The organism is Pacificibacter marinus, from assembly GCF_900109555.1.
GTDB classification, from domain to species: domain Bacteria; phylum Pseudomonadota; class Alphaproteobacteria; order Rhodobacterales; family Rhodobacteraceae; genus Celeribacter; species Celeribacter marinus_C.
Map to the genome: position 1 here is coordinate 122962 of NZ_FNZV01000003.1, position 21165 is coordinate 144126.

28 protein-coding genes are annotated in these 21165 nt (G+C 54.1%); 13 read left to right on the forward strand and 15 right to left on the reverse strand.

The annotated features are described in order from the left end of the window. Positions 1-98: 98 nt before the first annotated feature. Genes BM025_RS05525 through BM025_RS05540 form a run of 4 tightly spaced genes read left to right on the forward strand, consistent with a single transcriptional unit; the run spans position 99 to position 3251 of the window. Positions 99-1109, forward strand: a complete 1011-nt coding sequence (locus BM025_RS05525) for a zinc-binding alcohol dehydrogenase family protein (RefSeq protein WP_085848606.1) — start codon at positions 99-101, stop codon at positions 1107-1109. Positions 1110-1131: 22 nt separating this feature from the next. After that, entirely contained in the window at positions 1132-1434 is a 303-nt protein-coding gene (locus BM025_RS05530; RefSeq protein WP_085848608.1) for a DUF1330 domain-containing protein, read from the forward strand. Between the two features lie 52 nt (positions 1435-1486). After that, the gene (locus tag BM025_RS05535; protein ID WP_085848610.1) at positions 1487-2449 is read left to right on the forward strand and encodes an LLM class oxidoreductase; all 963 of its coding nucleotides are present in this window, start codon (positions 1487-1489) and stop codon (positions 2447-2449) included. Between the two features lie 10 nt (positions 2450-2459). Next, positions 2460-3251, forward strand: coding sequence for an SDR family NAD(P)-dependent oxidoreductase (locus tag BM025_RS05540; protein WP_085848613.1), 792 nt, complete (start codon positions 2460-2462; stop codon positions 3249-3251). Positions 3252-3257: 6 nt separating this feature from the next. Here BM025_RS05540 and BM025_RS05545 read toward each other — a convergent pair whose 3' ends face one another. Together BM025_RS05545 and BM025_RS05550 are read right to left on the reverse strand one after the other, a co-directional pair. Then, entirely contained in the window at positions 3258-3497 is a 240-nt protein-coding gene (locus BM025_RS05545) for a LysR substrate-binding domain-containing protein (RefSeq protein WP_085848616.1), read from the reverse strand. Positions 3498-3892: 395 nt separating this feature from the next. After that, complete coding sequence (locus tag BM025_RS05550; protein ID WP_085848961.1) at positions 3893-4789, reverse strand: LysR family transcriptional regulator; 897 nt, start codon at positions 4787-4789, stop codon at positions 3893-3895. An 84-nt stretch (positions 4790-4873) separates the two neighbouring features. Between BM025_RS05550 and BM025_RS05555 the strand changes: the two genes are divergently transcribed. Together BM025_RS05555 and BM025_RS05560 are read left to right on the forward strand one after the other, a co-directional pair. Beyond that, on the forward strand, positions 4874-6055 hold the full coding sequence (locus BM025_RS05555) for an MFS transporter (protein WP_085848619.1): 1182 nt from the start codon (positions 4874-4876) through the stop codon (positions 6053-6055). Positions 6056-6153: 98 nt separating this feature from the next. Then, the gene (locus tag BM025_RS05560) at positions 6154-6654 is read left to right on the forward strand and encodes an LLM class flavin-dependent oxidoreductase (protein WP_211753564.1); all 501 of its coding nucleotides are present in this window, start codon (positions 6154-6156) and stop codon (positions 6652-6654) included. Between the two features lie 185 nt (positions 6655-6839). Here BM025_RS05560 and BM025_RS05565 read toward each other — a convergent pair whose 3' ends face one another. The 10 genes from BM025_RS05565 to BM025_RS05605 form a co-directional block, all read right to left on the reverse strand. Beyond that, the gene (locus BM025_RS05565; protein ID WP_085848622.1) at positions 6840-7595 is read right to left on the reverse strand and encodes a FadR/GntR family transcriptional regulator; all 756 of its coding nucleotides are present in this window, start codon (positions 7593-7595) and stop codon (positions 6840-6842) included. Between the two features lie 9 nt (positions 7596-7604). After that, a complete protein-coding gene (denD, locus tag BM025_RS05570) occupies positions 7605-8570 on the reverse strand; it encodes a D-erythronate dehydrogenase (RefSeq protein ID WP_085848625.1) in 966 nt (321 codons plus the stop codon). A gap of 79 nt (positions 8571-8649) precedes the next feature. Further along, the gene (locus tag BM025_RS05575) at positions 8650-9666 is read right to left on the reverse strand and encodes a TRAP transporter substrate-binding protein (protein ID WP_085848628.1); all 1017 of its coding nucleotides are present in this window, start codon (positions 9664-9666) and stop codon (positions 8650-8652) included. A 344-nt stretch (positions 9667-10010) separates the two neighbouring features. Then, complete coding sequence (locus BM025_RS05580; RefSeq protein ID WP_085848630.1) at positions 10011-10289, reverse strand: TonB-dependent receptor domain-containing protein; 279 nt, start codon at positions 10287-10289, stop codon at positions 10011-10013. 107 nt (positions 10290-10396) lie between these two features. Then, a complete protein-coding gene (locus BM025_RS05585; RefSeq protein ID WP_170842127.1) occupies positions 10397-11005 on the reverse strand; it encodes a protein-methionine-sulfoxide reductase heme-binding subunit MsrQ in 609 nt (202 codons plus the stop codon). 68 nt (positions 11006-11073) lie between these two features. Further along, entirely contained in the window at positions 11074-11334 is a 261-nt protein-coding gene (locus BM025_RS19445) for a Rossmann-fold NAD(P)-binding domain-containing protein (protein WP_244515498.1), read from the reverse strand. Continuing rightward, positions 11292-11918 carry an NAD(P)H-binding protein gene (locus tag BM025_RS05590; RefSeq protein WP_244515499.1) on the reverse strand — a complete coding sequence of 209 codons (627 nt, stop codon included), beginning with the start codon at positions 11916-11918 and terminating at the stop codon, positions 11292-11294. The genes BM025_RS19445 and BM025_RS05590 overlap by 43 nt, the downstream gene beginning before the upstream one ends. A 57-nt stretch (positions 11919-11975) precedes the next feature. Then, on the reverse strand, positions 11976-12467 hold the full coding sequence (locus BM025_RS05595) for a nuclear transport factor 2 family protein (protein ID WP_170842128.1): 492 nt from the start codon (positions 12465-12467) through the stop codon (positions 11976-11978). Between the two features lie 54 nt (positions 12468-12521). Further along, positions 12522-12992, reverse strand: coding sequence for an ester cyclase (locus BM025_RS05600; RefSeq protein ID WP_085848633.1), 471 nt, complete (start codon positions 12990-12992; stop codon positions 12522-12524). A 38-nt stretch (positions 12993-13030) separates the two neighbouring features. Next, a complete protein-coding gene (locus BM025_RS05605; RefSeq protein WP_085848636.1) occupies positions 13031-13324 on the reverse strand; it encodes a DUF2218 domain-containing protein in 294 nt (97 codons plus the stop codon). Between the two features lie 94 nt (positions 13325-13418). Between BM025_RS05605 and BM025_RS05610 the strand changes: the two genes are divergently transcribed. Next, a complete protein-coding gene (locus BM025_RS05610; RefSeq protein ID WP_085848639.1) occupies positions 13419-14312 on the forward strand; it encodes a LysR family transcriptional regulator in 894 nt (297 codons plus the stop codon). Positions 14313-14318: 6 nt separating this feature from the next. On the opposite strand, the gene BM025_RS05615 is transcribed toward BM025_RS05610, so the two are convergent. The 3 genes from BM025_RS05615 to BM025_RS05625 form a co-directional block, all read right to left on the reverse strand. Further along, positions 14319-14492 carry a hypothetical protein gene (locus tag BM025_RS05615; protein ID WP_176225708.1) on the reverse strand — a complete coding sequence of 58 codons (174 nt, stop codon included), beginning with the start codon at positions 14490-14492 and terminating at the stop codon, positions 14319-14321. Positions 14493-14663: 171 nt separating this feature from the next. Beyond that, positions 14664-15323 (reverse strand): RraA family protein, encoded by a 660-nt coding sequence (locus tag BM025_RS05620; protein WP_085848644.1) that lies wholly within the window; start codon positions 15321-15323, stop codon positions 14664-14666. A 2-nt stretch (positions 15324-15325) separates the two neighbouring features. After that, entirely contained in the window at positions 15326-16096 is a 771-nt protein-coding gene (locus tag BM025_RS05625; protein ID WP_085848647.1) for a FadR/GntR family transcriptional regulator, read from the reverse strand. Positions 16097-16249: 153 nt separating this feature from the next. On the opposite strand from BM025_RS05625, the gene BM025_RS05630 reads away from it, so the two are divergent. The 6 genes from BM025_RS05630 to BM025_RS19600 are packed head-to-tail and all read left to right on the forward strand — an operon-like array spanning position 16250 to position 21161. Then, positions 16250-17233: a tripartite tricarboxylate transporter substrate binding protein gene (locus tag BM025_RS05630; RefSeq protein WP_085848650.1), complete on the forward strand. Its 984-nt coding sequence runs from the start codon at positions 16250-16252 to the stop codon at positions 17231-17233. Positions 17234-17243: 10 nt separating this feature from the next. Further along, positions 17244-17708 carry a tripartite tricarboxylate transporter TctB family protein gene (locus BM025_RS05635; protein WP_085848653.1) on the forward strand — a complete coding sequence of 155 codons (465 nt, stop codon included), beginning with the start codon at positions 17244-17246 and terminating at the stop codon, positions 17706-17708. Further along, positions 17708-19258 (forward strand): tripartite tricarboxylate transporter permease, encoded by a 1551-nt coding sequence (locus BM025_RS05640; RefSeq protein WP_085848969.1) that lies wholly within the window; start codon positions 17708-17710, stop codon positions 19256-19258. The genes BM025_RS05635 and BM025_RS05640 overlap by 1 nt, the downstream gene beginning before the upstream one ends. Further along, a complete protein-coding gene (locus BM025_RS05645; RefSeq protein ID WP_085848654.1) occupies positions 19255-20073 on the forward strand; it encodes an SDR family oxidoreductase in 819 nt (272 codons plus the stop codon). The genes BM025_RS05640 and BM025_RS05645 overlap by 4 nt, the downstream gene beginning before the upstream one ends. A 4-nt stretch (positions 20074-20077) precedes the next feature. Next, positions 20078-20461: an FGGY family carbohydrate kinase gene (locus tag BM025_RS19330; protein WP_211753565.1), complete on the forward strand. Its 384-nt coding sequence runs from the start codon at positions 20078-20080 to the stop codon at positions 20459-20461. Between the two features lie 22 nt (positions 20462-20483). Then, positions 20484-21161 (forward strand): FGGY-family carbohydrate kinase, encoded by a 678-nt coding sequence (locus tag BM025_RS19600; RefSeq protein ID WP_280139338.1) that lies wholly within the window; start codon positions 20484-20486, stop codon positions 21159-21161. Positions 21162-21165: the final 4 nt, after the last annotated feature.

A 21165-nucleotide genomic window follows, 5' to 3' on the forward strand; every position in this document is an offset into this window, starting at 1 on the left:
TATATTGAAAATCGGAATTATGAAACAAAATATACGCTGTTTCTATAATTTTTAGTGATGGTATTTAAGCTACTGAAACCGCACATAGGAGCAGGACAATGAAAGCAATCGGATATACGCAAGCTGGCCCAATCGATGGCAATGGCGCGTTACAAATGATGGATGTTGCCAAGCCGCAAGTCGGTCCGCACGACCTTTTGGTTGCGGTCAAAGGCATCTCGATGAACCCCGTTGACGTAAAGCTGCGCGAAGTTCGCCCACCTGAAGGCCCAACGAGTGTGTTGGGATATGACGCCGCAGGAACCGTTGTCGAAATCGGTTCTGACGTGACGGGCTATGCGGTTGGCGATGATGTATTTTACGCAGGCGATGTGACACGCGCAGGCACGAACGCCGAACTCCATGCCGTGGATGAACGTATCGTTGGCAAAAAGCCGTCTGCGCTTGATTTCACCGAAAGTGCGGGCCTTCCCCTAACGTCCATCACCGCTTGGGAAATGCTATTCGATGCCTTTCGTGTGACCGAAGGCGGTGGCGCAGGCCAAAGCCTATTGATTATTGGCGGTGCTGGTGGTGTGGGCTCAATGCTGATCCAGCTGGCCAAAACGCTAACCAATCTGACCGTCATCGCGACAGCCTCCCGCCCTGAGACCCAAGACTGGGTGCGTAAAATGGGTGCCGACCATGTGATTGATCACCGTGGCGATTTGGCGGCGCAGCTGAATGACCTCAGCCTGACGCCAACATATGTCGCGGCATTAACGGCTACTGATCAGCACTGGTCTGCGATCATGAACCTGATTGCCCCACGTGGACACATCGCGTTGATCGACGATCCACAGAACATAAACATCACGGATGCAAAGCCAAAGGCGTTGACGATTTCGTGGGAATTCATGTTCACACGGTCGATGTTCAACACCACTGACATCGCTGTGCAACGTGATCTTTTGAACCGCGTGTCCGACATGATTGATGCCGGAACACTGCAATCCACCGTTACGGAACGCGCCGATGTGCTGACAATTGAGACGCTGACTGACGCGCACAAACGCCAAGAAAGCGGCCGCGTGATCGGCAAGCAGGTTCTTCCTGGTTTGTCCGCATAACTTTGAAAGGAAGGAAGTAATTATGACTTACTACTCAGTACTTGATGTGACCCCCACCAGCGAAGACTGGATTCCTGACTACCTGCCGGCGGCAAATGCTCGTGTAGCAGCCCACGGCGGGCGCTACATCGCCCGCACAGCCAGTCACGAACAAGTCGAAGGCTCACCCCAAGAGGCTGGACTGCGTATCATCATCGAATGGCCATCCAAAGACGCCGCAGAGGCCTTTATGGCGGACGACGAATATGCGCCGCACCTCGCGGAGCGGAGCAAAGGTTCTGTCAGCCATCATTACCTGATCGCGGGCAAAGACGACCTTGCCTAATACCGCTGCGTCGCCCCGTCAAAGGGGCGGCGCACATCACAGGAGACCTCAAGTGCGCGACGAGACCAATACCCCCTTTCCGCAAATCAATCGCGGCTTTGATGCGACGTTTCAGAACGGTCAACTCAGCCTCGGTCTGGTCGTGCCGATCGCACAATACGGGCAAAGCCCCGTGCCGGATATGTCTGACCACCTGCGCCGTGTGCAACAAGCCGAGACGCTTGGCTTCAAGGCTGTCTGGTTGCGCGACGTCCCGTTCAATGTGCCCACCTTTGGGGACGCAGGGCAGCTCTTTGATCCGTTCACCTATTTGGGGTTTCTGGCGGGGCAAACCTCGAACATTGCCTTGGGCGTTGCCAGCATTGTCCTGCCCCTGCGCCACCCCGCGCACGTGGCCAAATCCGCTGCGAGTGCCGATGTGCTGTCAGGCGGACGCTTGATCCTCGGCGTGGCCTCTGGTGATCGCCCTGAAGAATATCCAGCCATGAACGAAAACTTCGATGCACGCGGCGATGCTTTTCGTGAGAGCTTTGAATACATCCGCGCCATGGGCCAAACGGTTCCGCAGGTCAGCAACGGCTTTGGTTCGGTAAACGCGTCCGTCGATATGCTACCAAAACCTACCGGAACAAAACTGCCACTTTTAATCACAGGATCAAGCCGCCAATCCCCCGACTGGATTGCAAAGAATGGCGACGGCTGGATGACTTACCCACGCCCCGGCGTGGCGCAAGACCGCGTTCTGCAAGACTGGCGCGAAACCTTGTTACGACTCGGGCAGCCATCGAAGCCGGTATTGCAACCACTATATATCGATTTGGCCGAAGACCCTGATGAGGCCCCGAGCCCGATCCACCTCGGTTTTCGATCCGGCCATCGCCCGCTGACGCGCTACTTAAAGCAACTCGAAGAGATCGGCGTAAACCACGTCGCTCTGAACCTACGGTTTAGCACCGGCCCCATTAAAGATACGCTCGTTCAACTTGCCGAGCATGTTTTGCCAACTTTCAGTTAAGGAAGCTAAAATGACAAAAACCATCCTGATTACCGGCGCAACCGACGGTATTGGCCGTGCCACCGCTTTGGCCCTTGCAGCTCAAGGGCACCGCATGATCGTTCATGGGCGCAGTGCTGAGAAACTGAATGCTTTGGTGCAAGAGATTGGCGGCGATGCCACGACTGTTCAGGCCGATATGTCGGATCTATCGCAGGTCGCCGAAATGGCGCGCGACCTCAAGAACAGCAACGATAGGATCGACGTTGTGATCAACAACGCGGGCGTGTTCAAAGTCCCCGAACCGCTTACGCGTGATGGTTTGGATGTCCGATTTGTAGTGAACACATACGCGCCTGCACTCCTCTCTAACCTCTTGCTGTCCATCATGCCGAACGACGGACGGTTGGTGCATTTGTCGTCAGCCGCGCAAGCACCCGTCGACATTGATGCGATGGAGGGCAAGCGCCGGCTGAACGACATGGGGGCCTATGCGCAAAGCAAACTGGCGCTGACTATGTGGAGCCAGGATTTCGCAGCACATCACCCCGACGGACCACTGTCGGTCGCCGTGAACCCGGGGTCTCTACTGGCCACGAAGATGGTGCGTGAGGGCTTTGGCACCGCAGGAAATGATCTGAATATCGGCGTTGATATCCTGACCCGTGCGGCGCTTTCGGATGAGTTTTTAGATGCGTCGGGTCGGTATTTTGACAATGATTCTGGTGCATTTGCGGCGCTACATCCCGATGCGGCTGATGCGGACAAAGTCGCAAAGGTTGTTGCCGCGATTGATAGACAGATTAACGGCGCGCTTACATAGGGGCGGCTACAACATCAAATCAGAACGATGCGCGGTGAAGTGGTCAATAAGGCGTCGGGTCAGCGCTTTTTGCGGTCCGATGTCTGGCCAAACCGCGTAAATGCCCAATGTGGGCAAGTTCCAGTCAGGTAGAACGCGCTGCAATTGTCCACTTTCTATTTCGTGTTCGATCACGCTTCGCGGCAGATGCCAGATACCAAGCCCAGCCAGCACGGCAGCCTTGGCGGCATTTACCTCAATACGCATGTTGGTTGGGGGGGAGCCGGACGTTCACGAATGTGAACGAATGGCAGCTTCGCCCCACACAGCGGACCTTGACGCAGCAAGTTGCGAAGGTCGGGTTCAAGTTTTTTTGCCTAGGCCGTGTCTTTTGTCGAAGCCTCCGACCTCATCCCTGTGACTGTCAGCCTGCAATCGCTACTCCGATCTTGCCCATGTGCGATTTTTCCAGAAATGCTTTCTGCGCTGCGTGCAAATCGCGCAACGGATACCAGCCGTTCGCAAGGGATCGCGCCGCTGCGGTGTAGCTTCCAGGAAGCGATCATCTAAAAATATGTCGATAAAAGACTGACGGACAGTAACCTTTTGAGGCCACGCTTTGCTCGGAATCGTTATGCATACTGAAAGCTCGGGTGAATAACTCAGCCTTCGCTAATGGTCCCCAACCAGTCCAGAAAAACGCTCAACCGGCGAAGGCCCGAGGCGCGGGTAAGGTAGAGCGCTGAGATATTCAAAGGGGCGGCGTCGAGCTGGCCGGGGAACAGATCAATCAAACGCCCAGCTTGGATGTCTTCTGCGATCATGAAATCAGAAAATCGCGCGATACCCAGACCGCCTAATACCATCTGGCGCACGGCCTCTCCATTGCCTGCGGTCACGGCGGACGGCACCGATACTGGGGAGGCCAGACCGGCGAAGCGCAGCGTATTGATATGATCTGGTGCCGCGAACCGAACTTGCTCCAGCTGTGCGAGGTCGGCTGGTGTTTTGGGCCAGCCGTTTCGGTCGAGATATTCCGGGGTCGCCACCAACTTCCAGTCCGTGCGTCCCAAGGGGCGGTGCAACATGTCGCTGTCAGGCAACTTTCCCAGCCTGATGGCAACGTCCGCGTGACTGCCGATCAGATCCACCAGCGTGTCTGTCATGTCGATAGACAGTTGGATGTCGGGGTATTGCGCGTGAAACTCGGCCAGACGCGGTGCGAGGACGTGTAAAACATACGGCACAGGCGCGTTCACCCGCAGCGGCCCGGCGGGGGCCTGTCCGCTGGTTGCTATCTCTTGCAGGGCTTCGCTCCGGTCCAGAATTTCACGCGCTTCTGCCACAACAGCGGCGCCTTCGGGGGTGATCTCGATAGACCGCGTGGTGCGGCGAAGCAATGTGACCTTCAACTGCTCTTCCAGTCGCGTGACCGACCGGCTGAGCGTAGAGGCAGACACCCCTCTGCGCCGTGCAGATTCAGCAAAGCCCCCATCATCGACGATCCCGACAAACGCGGCCAAGTCTCCCATGCGCAGTAATTCGTGCAGTTTTTGCAATGATCCATTCCAAACTTGCCTGTTCTCGCAATAGATAGCGGCTGGCATATACGGCGTCGACATCAAATTTATTGGAGAACACCGATGCCACTTGCCCTTTGGGCGCTGACCATCAGCGCTTTCGCCGTCGGAACGACCGAGTTCGTTATCGTCGGCTTGCTTCCCACCATCGCCGCCGATCTTGGCGTTTCAATTCCTTCTGCAGGCCTTTTGGTCAGCCTCTATGCGCTTGGCGTGACCATTGGCGCGCCAGTGCTGACCGCCATGGCCGACCGTGTGCCGCGCAAAACGCTGTTACTTCTCTTGCTGGCGCTGTTCACGCTCGGCAATGCTTATGCCGCCTTTGCGCCGGATTACGGCAGCCTTGTCGCTGCGCGCTTTATTACTGGTCTCGCTCACGGCGTGTTCTTTGCAATCGCCTCGACCATCGCGACCGATCTTGTAGAACCTGAAAAGGAAAGCTCAGCCATTGCGCTGGTTTTCCTTGGTTTGACTGTCGCGCTTGTGACGGGTGTGCCCTTGGGGACGTTCATCGGCCAAAACTTCGGCTGGCAGTCAACTTTTCTTGGCGTTGTCGCGCTTGGCGTGATCGGTTTCATCGCTTCTGCCATCTTGTTGCCCGCCAATCTGACCAAGACCGCATCAGCGGGGATCAAAGCCCAACTACAGGTGCTGACTTCGCCGCGCCTTCTGCTGGTCTATCTGATCACGGCTGTCGGCTATGGTGGCAACTTCATCGCCTTTACTTTCCTCGCGCCGATGCTGAACGAAGTCACGGGCCTGTCCGCAGGCGCGGTTAGTCTTGTGCTATTGCTCTACGGTGCATCTGTCGCCGTGGGGAATATCGCCGGCGGCAAACTGGCTGACCGTATCGGTCCAGTAGCGTCCCTGACGGTGATCTTTGCTGGTCTTGCGATATCACTGGTCGCACTTGGTGCGTTCCTTACACATCCGATTGCAGCCATCGCGGTTGCGGCTTTCTGGGGCGGTTTTGCCTTCGCCAACGTGCCGCCGCTGCAGTCTTACGTCGTGCAAATCGCACGCGAAGTCTCGCCGGGCGCGGTTGATGTGGCGTCCGGTCTGAACATCGGTGCGTTCAACCTCGGCATTGCTGGCGGCGCATGGGCTGGTGGACTTGTGGTGGAAGGCATCGGCCTTGCCGCTGCGCCTTACATCGCCGCTGGTGTGGTGGTTGTCGGGATCGTTCTGGTGCGCCTGTCTGGTCGCTTGAACGCAACAGCACCCCAAGCTGTTGCTGCCGAATAACCTCACTTGCCCCGCCGTATCTTTGTGGTGCGGGGGGGCAAACCAATCAAATGGAGCTTCGTATCATGTCTGCCCTAGATCTAATCTAGAAAGACCGCATGACTTTTGGCATTGAATTGCCGCTGGACCGCGACTGGACCGAAGCCGTCCAACGTCTTGCCCGTATCGAGGGTCGCCCCTTTGGCGTGCCGGACATCTCAAACCCCGCCAAGGGCGTGGAGCTGGCCGAGAGCCTTGGCTTCGATGCGGTCTGGCTGCGTGACGTGCCGGTTCACGATCCAAGCTTCGGGGATGCAGCGCAGATCTTCGACCCGTTTCCTTATCTTGGCTTTCTTGCAGGCTGCACCCGTCGCATTGCGCTTGGCACTGCGGGTATCGTCTTGCCGTTGCGCGATCCGATCATGCTGGCCAAGATGACGGCCAGCCTACATCATCTTTCTGAAGGGCGCTTTATCCTTGGGATCGCATCGGGGGACCGTCCGGTGGAATACCCCCTTATGGGTTTCGACTACGAGGCCCGCGGAGCCACCTTGCGCATGCCCAGTCACCGTGCGCCCTTATCTGGAAGGGAAATGGCAGGTCGTGTCGTCGATTTATGACCGTTTCGGCGGATTGCATTTCCATGACTGGATGAAAGTGCGCCGCGCACTCCGTGCAAAGTCAGCTTCGCGTAACTTCACGACAATCTCTTCGGGCATGGGTCTCTTAATGGCCATTGTTGGTCCTCCGCTTTCCTAGCTATAGGGGAGGCTCAAGTGTACTGGCGCTGCAAAGTAAAACCGATTTAGTCTTCTCTGGCGCGTTGCCTCAGGCGTTTGAAAACGTCCTCAGTCCCGCTTTCTCCCTCAAGCAGCTGCCAACGTTCAAGCAGTGGTCGCCCGGAATTGCGACAATGTAATGCCATCGCAGCGCGCGCACCTTTGGCGTCGTGTGCCGCAAGTGCGTTCACGATGGCCATGTGTTCGCCGCGCGAAAACTGCGCGATGTCATCGGGGCTTTGTCGGTTGTTCAACCGCGTCCATTCGGGATAGCGCTGGCGCACGCGCCAAAAGTCTTTGACGACAGAAACAAAGACCGTATTACCAGTTGAGCGCGCAACGGTCAGGTGAAATTCGCTGTCGAAAGCTTCAATCTGGTCAAGGCTGACGGTCGTGGCGCACATTCCCTCGACGCAGCGTTCAAGTTGGGCGATTTCGGCTGGGGTGATCAGCGCTGCGGCGATTGATGCAATTTCCGGTTCGATTACAAAGCGTGCTTCGACCAGTTCAAAATAGCCAGGCAGGCCAGATGTTTCGATCTGAGTGTCGGGCAGAGTGCGCGTAACAAAAGCCCCAGCCCCATATCGGGTGACAACATAGCCCATCAATTCTAGCGCAATCATTGCCTCGCGCACCGTGGTGCGGCTGACACCAAGTTGTTCAACAAGATCCTTGTCCGCCGGCATTTTGCTATCAAGTGGAAGATCGCCAGCGCGAATACGCGCGGCGATCTCGTCTGCTACAAGGCGATAGCGGGGCGTTTGGACGATAGGGTTCAGCATATATGCGCCTTAGGTGTTTGGAAGATCGTCTTCCATATAGTAACGGACATTGTCCTCAAAGCTGGTATCCGCTTTCAACCCGAGTGCCAATGCCTTGTCAAACCGGTAGTCAAAGCGCCAGCCGCGAACGATAGCGGCAATGTCTGGTTGTGCTTCCCATTTAATCAGTTTCGCCGGTTTTGGTCCAGCGACGGCTGTCAGCGCGTCAATCATCTGCCGTATCGACAGGCGCTGACCTGGCAAGGTCATACAGCGCTGTTGACCCAAGTCTGGGGCGTTTAGCTCTGCTCCTTTAATCAAGTTTTCGACGCAACGGCGAGGCGATAGGTAGAAATGTTCTTGATCCTCATCGACAGGACAGATCGCAGGTTCGCCATTCAATGGCTCGCGGATGATGGACGACATAAAGGAAGACGCCGCGCGATTGGGCTTGCCTGGCCGCACGGAAATCGTCGGAAGACGGAACCCACGCCCGTCGACATAGCCTTTGCGGGAATAGTCGTTCAGCAACAGCTCGCCGATGGCCTTTTGCATGCCGTAACTGGTTTGCGGATTGGGGATCGTGTGATCGGTGATTGGGTCAGGTACCTCGCCACCGAAAACAGCAAGTGATGAGGTGAAGACAACAACGGGACATGTGCCGAGCATGCGGCACCGCTCAAGTATGTTGAGTGTCCCGTCGAGATTAACTTTCATCCCGACTTCAAAATCTTCTTCTGCATGAGAGGACACGACAGCCGCAAAGTGGAAAATCACGTCCGTGTCGGTGGTGATCAGTTGATCGACGGATGCGCGGTCGGTGATGTCGCAGGCCGTTGTATGGACAGCAAAAGGCGCATCAAGAGTGTCGGGTGCGGCAATGTCAGCAAGCGTCAGAGATTGAATGGTTTGTCCGCGTAGGCTGCCTTTTTCCGCAAGGCTTTGTGCCGTTTTGCGGCCAATAAAGCCGCCGCCGCCGATGATCGTTACATGCATTTTGATCGTTTTCCTAGGTATGGGAAGGGAGGAGAGATGGGAAGAGGAGCCGCCGATCGCAGCGGCGGCCCCAAGTTAGTTATTCGGCCTGCGGGCCAAGACCGATGCGCGCTAAGAATGCCTTGTGGCTATCGACCATTACCTGCGCTTCAGGTGTCTTTGCACCCCAGATATCCCAACGGCTGATCGCGGCCTTACGGAACGCGGCGCGGTCTTCTGCGGACCAATCATAAAAGGTCACACCGAGTTCAGGCAGTTGCGTCAATGCTTCGCCATTTTCGACGGTTGTCCGCATCATCAGGTTCAACGCAAGTGAGTCCATCGCAGTTTTCAAGATCATCTGCTGCGCTGGATCCAATCCATCCCAAACGGTTTTGTTACACGCTAGGTGATCCGAGCTCATGGAATGAAAGCCAGGGTAGGTGGTGTGTTTGACGACATCGTAGATGCCTAAACCCACGTTATTGGCCAGTGTAGACGCGTCTGCCCCATCGATGATGCCAGTTTCAAGTGCTGTGAAAATCTCGGTGAAGTCCATGACCACAGGCGCGGAACCAAGCTCTGCAAAGATTTCAGTTTCCATGCCTGGAGGTGAACGGAATTTCCATCCCTTGAGGTCTTCGATCCCGTTCAAGGGCTTGGAAGAGTTCATCGATTCCTGCCCGCCTAGATAGGAACCGACAAATTCCATGCCGCTTGCGTGGTACAATTCGTTCATGGCTTCACGACCACCGCCGTAGGAAATCCACGTCAGAAACTCAACCGGTGTGTCATAGCCACCCATCGTGTCTGCCGCGAACTGATAGGCTGGGTTAATGCCCGTCTGATAGCTTGGGTTGGTCATGTCGCAGTCAAGAACGCCGTTGGACGCCGCAGAAAAGGTCTCGGCTGAGGCGACGATTGCAGAACTGTAAAACATTTCGATGTCAAGCGATCCATTCGACATGGCTTCGACCTGATTCACGAACTCTTTCACAAGTTGGCCAGAAGTGGATTCTGGTGACTGGTGCGTTTGAATGCGTAGGGTGGTCTGCGCGGATGCGCCTCCGGCTAAAAGCACAGAGCTTGCAAGAAGAGCGGTGAGTAATTTCGACATTATGTCCCCCAAATATGTTTCATCAACACGGGTACTATAACTAAGCTTTGCCATATTGCCAGACAATTATACAATACAGTTCTCAATTCAAATTCAATCAGTGCGCGCAGTTCATACTGTGACGCTCGGCGTATGACGAAGAAGATTCGTCTAATTTGAAGATTTGTCTTGGTCGATCTGAATCAAACGAGTGAGGTAGTCCCCATTCGCTGACCATTATCAGACATTTGAAGATTGCGCGCGATACAGCTATTACATCACGATCACAGATGATGCCGTTCTGGACGATCGGATGGGCCGACCAAGCATTTTTGCCCGGTCGCCCTATAGTGTCTGACCGCCGATTAGAATTCTCGGCTTAGAGCAAGCGATACGACACGCCCTTCGCCTTTGGAACAACCGTAGCCATCATAATCGAGGCAGAGCGAGGCCTGATGGTTCGGCGCAAAGGCATTTTCATTGCCGATGAGCGAGCTGTCAGAGGACTCGGTGATTTCAGTTTCAAGATAGGTGTAGCTTGCCACACCCTGAAGCGTGTCTGTCAGGCGCCCGCGCGCCTCAAGTTCGATCCCTTGAGATTTCACCTCGCCATACCCATCGGGAACAATTCCAACAGCACCCACAAGGCTTTTTATCGAAAAGACAACATCGCGTGCGCGAAGCGCCTGCCGCGTAATTCTTTGGTTATTACTGCCCGCCCGCGCCAGCCCTATATTTGTTTGTCAGCACTTCAAATTGACACCCGGACACGTCGACGGCGCACATTGTAAACCAGCCGATAGGTCTCCAGCGCAATCAGCGGTACAAAATGCACCATCGCGGCACCAACCCCGCCCCAATCATGCAGCGCTGCCCAATGCAAAAGCGTCAGCACCGCTGCCCCATAAACGCCCCGCTGGAGGGTTTTCCAGCGAGGGCCCAGTTTGCGAACCCAGCCGTCTGTCGATGTGACAGCCAAGGGCAAGAAGATCAGGAAGGCAAGCCAACCGCTCCAGATGTAGAGTTTGGACATTTCGCCGCCCGAAAAGGCGACTGCACCTTCGTCAACAAGGTATAGGATTGTATGTGCCAAAGCATAACCGAATGCAGCAACGCCAAGATAACGCCGCCGCTTCATCAGCCAGCGTGGTCCACGCCAACCTTTGAACAGCATCATCAATGGCGTGATCATCATCGCGATGATCATGAACCTTGCCGCAAATTCACCGGTTGGGTGCAGCAGTTGATGGACTGCTTCAGGATCGCCAGAGGTCAGGCCGATCACCATTGGAATGGCAGGCAGCGTCAGGATGCCCCAAAAGGTATAGGGTGAATTGAAAAACGATTTTATTAAGGACATTGAAGTTACTTTCATGTCGTGGCGTTTGGCTGAATAGGGCACTCAAGCAGCAACGCAAAAAGGGGTTCTCAACCTGCGAGCGATCCGAAATAATCGGCCCAGCTTTGGTGGGGTCGGCCTGCTGCGGCTGCAAAATCGCTGGGTGCATCGTAAATACCACGACGAATGCCTTCATATATACCGCCGATGATTGGGCCTATGAAATCGCCCAGTTCGGCTGTGCGATCCGCGACGTACTCTTCTGGAGACATCTCGCGATAGGTCAGCGACGTGCCGAATGCACCGTTCAAGTAATCGGTAAGCTCGGTTTGACTGATGGGAGTGCCCATAGGTTAAACGTCTGGCCGTTTAAGGTGTCGTTTCTTAACAAGCAGGCATAGGCATGGGCCAACTCAGAACGAGTCGTGTAGCCGCATTTGCCCGCACCGGCGCTGTTGGCGATTTCGCCTTTGGCTTTGTAGCTTTCGATATATTCCACGTCCGGTTCGATATAGATGCCGTTGCGCCCGATAGCATAGGCAAGCCCGCTGTCGCGCACGTCGGCTTCGGTCTGGCGGTTGCTTTGCACAACGGGGGAAAAGGCTGTGCCTTCTTCAACCCCTTGAATACTGGTGTAAACGATCTTTTGCACGCCGGCGGCCTTTGCTGCCTCAATGACGTTGCGGTGCTGCTGAATGCGGGCGTCAGGGGCATCCATGCCGGACACCAGCAACAAGGTATCAACGCCCGCTAAAGACGCTCGCAACTGCTCCGGTTGCCCGTAATCGCCAGCGCGGATTTCAATACCAAGATCTTTTGCGTTCGCAGGGGTGCGGGCAAGGCCGATGATGGTTTCGCCATCTGCGGTTTCGATCAGATTGCGGGCAATTGCTCCGCCAAGTTGGCCTGATACGGCTGTAATCGCGATTGTCATTGTGGGGTTCCTTCATTGCGGCAGATGGGCGCAGGATGCGCCCATCTGATTAATCTCTTAGCCGTGGTAGGCTTGGCTGATCGCAAAGCTGTCTTCAAACCAGTTCCACAGAACCACCTGACCATCACGCACTTTAGCACGCAGAGCAAATGTGAATTCACCGATTTCTTTACCGCTGTGGGTCGTGACGCCATTCATACGGCCAAACACGGCAACCGTATCTCCAGAGGCGAAGGCGTCGGTGTTTTCCCATTTGGTTGTCTGAAAGTTGGCTGCAAAAACGCCAAGGAATTCAAAGATGGCTTCTTTGCCAACAGTCTCGCCAATCCAAGGCAATGATGTGTCGCCTTCGGTGTGCCAGACCATATCATCAGCCATTAGACTACCCATGGTTTCCATGTCTCCGCTGCCCATCGCGCCCATAAAGGCCATGACAGTGTCAAAGCTGGCTTGTGTTGTTTCGTCCATGTTCTGCGCTTCTGCCTGTGTCCCAAGCATCAGCGCAAGCGCCGCGCCAAGGGACGTTGTGAGTAAAGTTCTGCGATGCATAATGTCCTCCTGCGGGGTGTTGGCCCAGATTTCTCTGGGCCATTACTTATTGAGTTATTGACCTGAAAGCTGTTGAAGCGCGCCTGCCCAGTCTTCGACGTGGTAAGTTTGTGTGATGACGCCATCTTCCAACTCGTGGATGTCGATGGTCATGATGTCAAAGCTGCGACCTTCACCATCAACACCAAAGAATGGCGCTACAGGCGTGCCAGTTGCACGGCTGCGCACAATGACAGTGTTACCGTCTTGGTGCATGTCTTGGATCGCCCAGTTCAGGTCTGGCATCAGTTGTCCAAAACCACCCACTTGACCGAGGAACGCTTCGCGGGTTTTGTTGTTGCCTGAATAATCGCCCATGCTGGTCCAGTCTTCAGATGTTGCTGCCTCAAACGCGGAGACGTATTCTGCGGAACCCGGGTTGCTAAGCAGATCGTAGAATGTTGTCACCGTGGCAGTATCATCAGCGAATGCGCCAGTTGCGAGTGTGGCAAGGGCTGCGGATGCAAAAAGAGTCTTAAGTGTCATGATATTTTCCAGTCTTTGATTAAGGGGAGGGTAAAGGGTTAGGCGGATACGACGGGCTGCCATTCAATCCGCGGGCTTTCGCGGAATGCGAACCGTTCCAGATGACTGCCGATCACGCGACATGCTTTGGTCAGGTCGGCTTGGGTTTCGGCATTTACAGTCAGGTCCAAAATGTCTTGCTCAGCGGCCAAGGCACATTGCCCAAAAGGGAAAGTGATCAGACCGAATTTAGGGCCAAACTGCACCTCGATCTTGTGCCCGAAGTGCTTGCACAGTTGTTGCAAGTACCCGCTGGCCCGTTCTGTTGTGAATTTTGCATTGCTTGTGAACATTGCTGTCTCCTGTGTGTTGAAGACAGAAATAGACAGAACGCGGCTTTATGATTATCCCACATGTTAAGAAATCATTTTTACAGGAATTAGAAAGATGATCGAAGACTATCGTAGCCTCGCCGTTTTTGTGGCCATCGCTGACACGGGGAGCCTGAGTGCTGCGGGTCGGCGGCTCAAACTGTCAACATCTGTCATCAGCCACCATCTGTCGCGGTTGGAAGAACGTCAGGGTGTGACGCTGTTCTTTCGTTCGACGCGGTCCATGTCATTGACGCCCGAAGGCCAAATCGCGCTTGATCCCGCCCGCCGAATGGTCGCCGCAGGTGAGGAGGCCTTGGATGCGATTCATGCAGGAAACGAGGAACCCGTCGGGGCGCTTCGTGTGGCGATGCCTGCTTTTGGTGAGCAAAGTAAACTGCATCAGGCGCTGTGGGATTTTGCACAAATGCATCCGATGGTCGCAATCTCACTCCAGTGCAGCGACATATCGACTGATTTGGTGAAGGATGGTTACGATCTTGCGATCCGCTTGGGCACATTGCGCAGCAGCAACTTGAAAAGCCGCCGCATTGCCGATTTTGAACGCTTGCTGGTCGCCTCACCAGACTATCTGTCCACGTGCGCACCAATTGTGACGCCGCAAGATCTTGAGGCGCATGACTTTATCGCCGTGACGCAAATTCCATCCTTGATGACGTTGGAACGCAAAGAGCAATCAGTGAGCATTGCCCCGACCAACATGCGTATTGAGGTGAACACTGTAAATGCCGCCAAGGCTGCCGTGCTGTCTGGGCTTGGTATCTGGCATCTGCCGCGAAGCGTGATCGAACACGAAATGGAAAGTGGGCAATTGCAGCGCGTTCTACCAGATTGGAACTTGCCCACATTGGGCATTTACGCGGTTTGGCCAGACATCGGACCGCAAAAAGCGCTGACCCGACGCCTTATTGACCACTTCACCGCGCATCGTTCTGATTTGATGTTGTAGCCGCCCCTATGTAAGCGCGCCGTTAATCTGTCCATCAATCGCGGCAATAACCTTTGCGACTTTGTCCGCATCAGCCGCATTGGGATGTGGCGCCGCAAATGCACCATCTTCGTGGCCAATAGAGCCCCCGGATTCACGGCGACCGACAGCGGTCCGTCGGGGTGATGCAGCATGCGACACAGGGCTTCCAGCCAGAAAGTCTGACAAAGGCGATGCAATATGTTCACGCGATGCAATGGCAAAGCAAAGGTTTGAACAGTCCCATATTTGGCCGTTTTCGCGTGCGATAGCTGCTGGTGAGGGGCGACAGGCGCCACATATTTTTAGACATCGCCCCGATGCTTTGTTTCTTTATACTGGCCAGATTGATTGAAGTTTTTCACCAGCAAGAATGCGATCTCGTGCAGCCGCTTCATCTTTGCCGAGTTCATCGGCTTGATCTGCAACGGCGCTCAGGTGTTCTTTGGGAATGCAAACAACCCCATCGATATCTCCGAAGATCACATCACCAGGCCGGATTGTCACTCGTCCAAAGGTGACGGGGACCTGTGCGGCGATAGGTTCTTTCTTGCCGGTGACACCAACAGGACTTGGTTCCGTGCCAAACAGCGGGTACCCGAGTGCGCGCACTTGAGCCAAATCACGAACGGTACTGTTGACAATAGTTGCGGCGGCTCCTCGTGTTTTGGCACCACTGCTCATGAGTTCGCCTGAACATGAGCCTGCTGCGCAAGATGCTTCGCAAACTAAAATGCCGCCTTCTGGTGCTTTGTCTACAGCGCCATGGTAGATATCTTGTGGCTCGCCTTTACGGTCAGAGAGGCCAAACAGAACAGTCACCGCAGGGCCACATACTACTTTTCCGTCATCTAAGGCGCCCAACAGGCGGATGCCGTCAAGATGGCCCCAGAGGCCCAATGCCTCCATACTGTCATGGACGTCGCCAGAGTACCATTTCGACAGCCGCTTGATGGCCTCCCAATCCGTATCCGTATAGTTGTAGTCAGCCATTTTTAAGTTTCCTCTCCCAGGTTTTTTTCAATTGCGATTCGTAAATAGTCAGCACTGTTATCGATTTGAGATCGCATTAGTGCTTTTGCTTGGGCTTCGTCTTTGCGACAAATGCGGCCATATATTTCCGCGTGTTCTTCATAAGCCGCTTCAAGCGATTTTGTAGGAACGCGACTTGTAAGTTGGATCACCTCATTAATTAGACCCGCAAAATTATCGTAAATAATTGAGATGATGCCATTTTGAGCTGAGTGTACGAGCGCTAGATGAAATGCGGCATCCGCATCGACGAAGCTTGCAAAGTCACCCGCATCACGTGCTTCCTTCATTTGTTCTAGCGCTTGCGTTACAGGAGCCGCGATCGATTCGGTTCCTTGGCACAGAAGCTCTATAACCTCTGTTTCAATCATGCGGCGTGCAGCCATCAGTTCTTCGAGATAGGTTGGGTCTGACGACAATCTTTGTCGTACAGTTATTGCCAGCGTGTCGAGAAATTCGCTTACATCTTCACGCACAACAGTTGTGCGCCCGCCGTGGCGGCGCATGACTAATCCTTTTGTTTCCAACGTTTGAATTGCTTCACGGACCGCACGCGTGGAAACGCCAAATCCTTTCGCGATGGCGCTTTCTGACTCCAATTTGTCGCCGATTTTCAAATCACCGCTTAGGATACGTGCTTCCAAGGCTGCGGAGACTGTAGCGTGCAGGCGATCGCGCTGAACGGTCGGAGTATTTTGAGCTGCGGATTCCAATGTCTTGATTTCCCTAATCATTTTCGATTTTTAGCGAAGCTGTCAAAAAAATAGTACGTGACCTGTTGACGACTTTGCTTTCTCTCGCCTACCTTACTTATGACATAAGTCATATGTCAAGAGTTGCGCTAGGAGGAATATCAGCGCAACTTTTCAAAACCAAGGGAGGGTTTCATGACGTTCAATTTTGCAAAAAATGCAGGCCGAATTCTGGGCTATGCTGGTGCTGTACTTACACTTAGCGCAACGACTGCGCTGGCCGATTGGCCAGAAAAAGCTGTGACACTTGTTGTTCCATGGTCTGCTGGTGGCGGGACCGATGCCACTGCGCGTGCTGTGGCAGAAGGGTTGGAGGCGCGCTTTGGTCAGCCGTTCAATGTCGTTAACCGTACCGGAGGCGGTGGGCTGGTTGGGCACACTGCAATCGTGCAGGGAAAACCCGATGGCTATACACTTGGGGTGATTACGATCGAAAGTGCCATGTATGCGTTACAAGGGTTGCCAGGAGTGACGCCTGAAGACTTCACCTATATCGGGCGCTTTAATGCCGACCCGATCGCAGTCAACGTGCGTGCAGATGCGCCCTATGATGATGTGCAGGGTCTCGTCGAGGCGGTGAAATCCGATCCTTCGGCGCTTGCAGCATCGGGCGCGAACCGCGGTGGGCTTTCGCATCTGGCATGGGTTGGATTATTGAGCGCAGTTGATATCGATCCAGCACAGATTAATTGGGTTGCATCCGATGGATCTGCCCCAGCGTTACAACAGCTTGCGTCTGGAGCAATCGAAGTGGTTTCCACGTCGCCAGCAGAAGCGCGCGCGTTGGTTGAAGCGGGCGAAGCCAAAACACTCGCGTTGATCTCTGGCGAACGCAGCAGCCTTTATCCTGATCTTCCAACGACAGATGAAAGTTTCGGCATAGAATGGTCGCCTTTGCCATTTCGCGGCTTAGCTGGACCAAAGGACATGCCAGCAGATGTGACTGAAAAGGTCAGTATCGCCCTGAAAGAGATTACTGAAGATCCAGAATTCTTGGAAATGATGTCTTCGCGTGGTTTTTCCGTTGCTTATCAGGATGCTGCAACCTTTTCCCAAACCGTTCACACTGCGGGAAGCAGCCTTGGTGTGGCAATGAAAGCCGCGGGCCTCGGACAATAGGGCGAATAATATGAAACTGAGTGATCGACTTATCGGCCCCGTACTTATCGCGGCAGGGGCAGGGGTTATCTATGCCGCTTCGCGTCTTTCCGATGTTCCGGGGGTGCGTTTTGGTGCGGACCTTATGCCGACAATATGTGGTGTAATGTTGATACTTTTTGGAGTCGTGATCACCCGTGCGGGCCTGCGTGATGCAGGCCCCACGGTCTCTATCGCAGAATGGCGCGTTCCTTTGCCCCAACTTCTTGCTGCGCTTTGGGCCATCGGCGGGCTTGTCGCTGGTGGGCTTTTGTTTGAGGCTCTTGGTTTTGTGGTCTTTGGTGTCGTATTTATGGCAGGTTTGATGCTGCTGATGGGCGCACGCGGAATTGTTGTGGCGCTTACTGGACCAGTCTTCGTTATTGCTCTGCACTTACTTTTCACCCGCGTCATGTTTGTGGATTTACCCGCAGGTATTTTGGAGGGGGTGTTATGATGAGCTTTGAAGTTTTGATGCAAGCTCTCGGAAACGTCATGCAGCTTGGCGTGCTGACGGCTATTTTTCTTGGAGCGTCTTATGGACTGTTTGTTGGGGCATTGCCTGGACTTACAGCAACCATGGCAACTGCGTTGTTGGTCCCTGTGACATTTTACCTTGATCCGCTGCCTGCTGTCGCGCTGATTGTGTCATCCACGGCGATGGCAATAACCGCAGGTGATATTCCGGGGGCATTGTTGCGTATTCCCGGAACACCGGCCTCTGCGGCTTATACGGATGAAGCTTATGCAATGACCCGCAAAGGCAAGGCAAGTGAAGTGCTTTCGCTTGGGTTTTTCTTTTCAGCCATTGGTGGGTTGGTCGGAGCAATGGTATTGTTAATCACAGGTCCGCTCTTGGCGCGAGTGTCGCTCAACTTTTCCAGTTTTGAGTTCTTTTGGCTCGCATGTTTAGGCCTTTTGACCTGTGCGCTTGTGAGCAGTTCGACCCCGGCCAAAGGCGGTGTATCGCTGACATTGGGGCTTTTAGTGTCAACTGTAGGGTTGGACATTACCACAGGCCAACCGCGTTTCACATTTGGCAGTGTCGAGCTTTTCGGTGGGATTAGCTTTATCCCTGTCATGATTGGAATGTTTGCAGTTTCTGAAGTTCTGCGTGGATTTTCAGGTCGTGCAGAGGTCATACCACACCCGCCCAAGGGTGAAGTGTACCACCCGTATCGTGGCATGTTTTCATTGGTAAAGCGCTACCCCCTTAGTATCTTGCGCGGCACATCCTTAGGCGCAGCTATTGGTGCTTTGCCTGGTGTGGGCGGGGACCTTGCGGCGTGGATCGCGTATGGTGTGAGCCGTCGGTTTTCCCGTACACCTGAAAAGTTTGGAACAGGCCACCCTGAAGGGTTGATAGAGGCGACGTCATCTAACAACTCAGGTCTATCGAGCGCATGGATCCCAGCGCTTGTCTTTGGAATTCCAGGCGATGCAGTGACCGCCATCGCGGTGGGCGTGCTTTTCATGAAAGGCGTCGCGCCGGGGCCGCGATTATTCGTAGAAAACCCATCCATGCCTACGGCTATAATTTTGTGCTTTTTCTTAGCAAACCTATTGCTGTTTCCATTGGGTTACATCGCGATCAAGGCTGCGCGCCATGTTCTTTCGGTGCCTCGCGCAGTCATCGTACCGATGATCCTTGTATGCTGCTTTATTGGTTCATTTGCGGTCAACAACACCATGTTTGGGGTTTGGACAATGCTGATTGCAGGCGTGATTGGTTACGTGATGGAGCGAAACCAATATCCAATTGCACCGGTTATCCTTGGGCTGGTTCTTGGCCCCGTTTTGGAACGTAACTTCATCATGTCTATGCAGATTTCTCATGGCGATCTTTTAGGCTTTTTTGAGCGGCCGGTTTCGGCCGTACTCGGTTTGATTGTGTGTTCAATCGTAATTTTGACTCTCGTGCGCAGCTTAATGCGCAAGCCGAAGCTGACGATACCTGAAGTCGTTGCTTCCGATATTTCTCTACCTACAAAAGGATCTTCCAAATGACATCTCAATTTTCTGTTCAAGATCGTGTTGCCGTCGTCACGGGTGGACTAGGCCAGATTGGTACTCAGTTTACCAAAACACTCGCCGCAGAAGGCGCGAAGGTTGCTATCTTTAGTCGTCGTCCTTTTAGTGCCGCGCAAATCGCCGAAAAATTCCCGGAGCATACGGACCGCATTCGGGTTTATGTTGCAAGCGTCACAGACAAAGCAGCACTGGAAGCCGCCACTGCACAATTGATCGAGGATTGGGGCGTGCCACATATTTTGATCAACAACGCTGGCATCGACAGTAAGCCTGATGGCAATGCGGACCAAAATGCACCTTTTGAAGATTACCCACAAAAATACTGGGATGAAGTGATCGACACCAATCTCACAGGGGTGATGCTAACCTCACAGGTTTTAGGGTCGAAAATGGCTGAGGCGGGGCGCGGATCAATCATTATGGTTGGCTCTATGTATGGCATGGTTTCCCCCAACCAAGCGCTTTACGCATATCGCGAAGAGCGCGATGGAAAACCATTTGTCAAAGCAATTTCTTATGCGGCATCCAAATCTGGCTTGTTGAACATGACGCGGTATCTTGCGACCTACTGGGCTCAAAAAGGTGTGCGGGTGAACCTTGTTACTTTTGGCGGTGTGAAAACTGGTAGCTTCGACAAAGAGTTTATTGATGCATTTTTGGAGCGGGTACCAATGGGGCGCCAAGCAGAGATCGAAGAATTTGGCCCAATCGTTCAGTTCTTGGGGTCTGAAGCTTCCAGTTACATGACCGGTGCAAATTTAGTGCTCGATGGCGGCTTTACTGCGTGGTGATAGCATGAGCTTTTTCTTAGGAGTTGATGTCGGCACAGGCAGCGCGCGAGCAGGCGTTTTTGACGCCAAAGGTACTTTGCTCGGCACATATGCCAAAGAGCTGGAAACGTACCGTCCGAAATCTGGGTTCGCACAACAGGCGTCTACTGAAATTTGGGATGCTGTTGTGGATGCTGTGAACGGAGCTGTGAGTGCGGCGGGAATTGATCCCGCCGCCGTGTCTGGGATTGGCTTTGATGCTAAGTGCTCTCTTGTCGTAACTGGTGACCCGCAAAGTGTTGGGTTGAGTATTGATCCTGCAGGGTCGGTCGGCTCTTCTGGTGCAACGCAGGATGTCATCTTGTGGATGGATCATCGTGCGCAAAAGGATGCCGAGGCAATCAATTAAATCGGCGGCGCGCACCTTGAACATGTCGGTGGGCGGCATCTCACCAGAGATGGAGTTGCCGAAGCTCCGGTGGCTAAAACGTGAGCTTCCTGATGTCTGGAAGGCGACTGACCGTTTTTGGGACCTACCTGATTGGTTGGTTCACCGCGCAACAGGCGACGAGCTACGTTCGCTTTGTTCGACTGTGTGCAAGTGGACCTATCTTGGCCACAAAGGCCAAAATGGTGAAGGGTGGGATGGCGATTTTCTCAAGGCAATCGGTCTTGATGATTTAACGCGCAATGACGCCGCCGCCCTCGGTGCTGCTCTAGCACCTCCTGGAGTAAAGGCTGGCGGTTTGACACGATTGGCTGCGAAAGAGCTGGGATTACCGGTTGGGACACCCGTCTCGACAAGTTTGATCGATGCGCATGCTGGGGCACTTGGAGCACTTGGGGCCGACCTGCCAGAAAACGGCCTAGATCAACGCCTTGCATTAATTGCTGGCACATCCAGTTGTCACATTGCGCTCACGTCTTCGCCGATCTTCGTTCCTGGTATTTGGGGACCATATTTTGGTGTGATATTGCCCGACCTATGGGCGCTGGAAGGCGGTCAGTCAGCTGCAGGAGCCCTTTTGGATGCCGTCATTGCACGGCACTCTGCTTCCGTGCCTTTGTACGACGAGCCTTGGAAACAGGGCAACGTGTCAGCGATTTAATCGA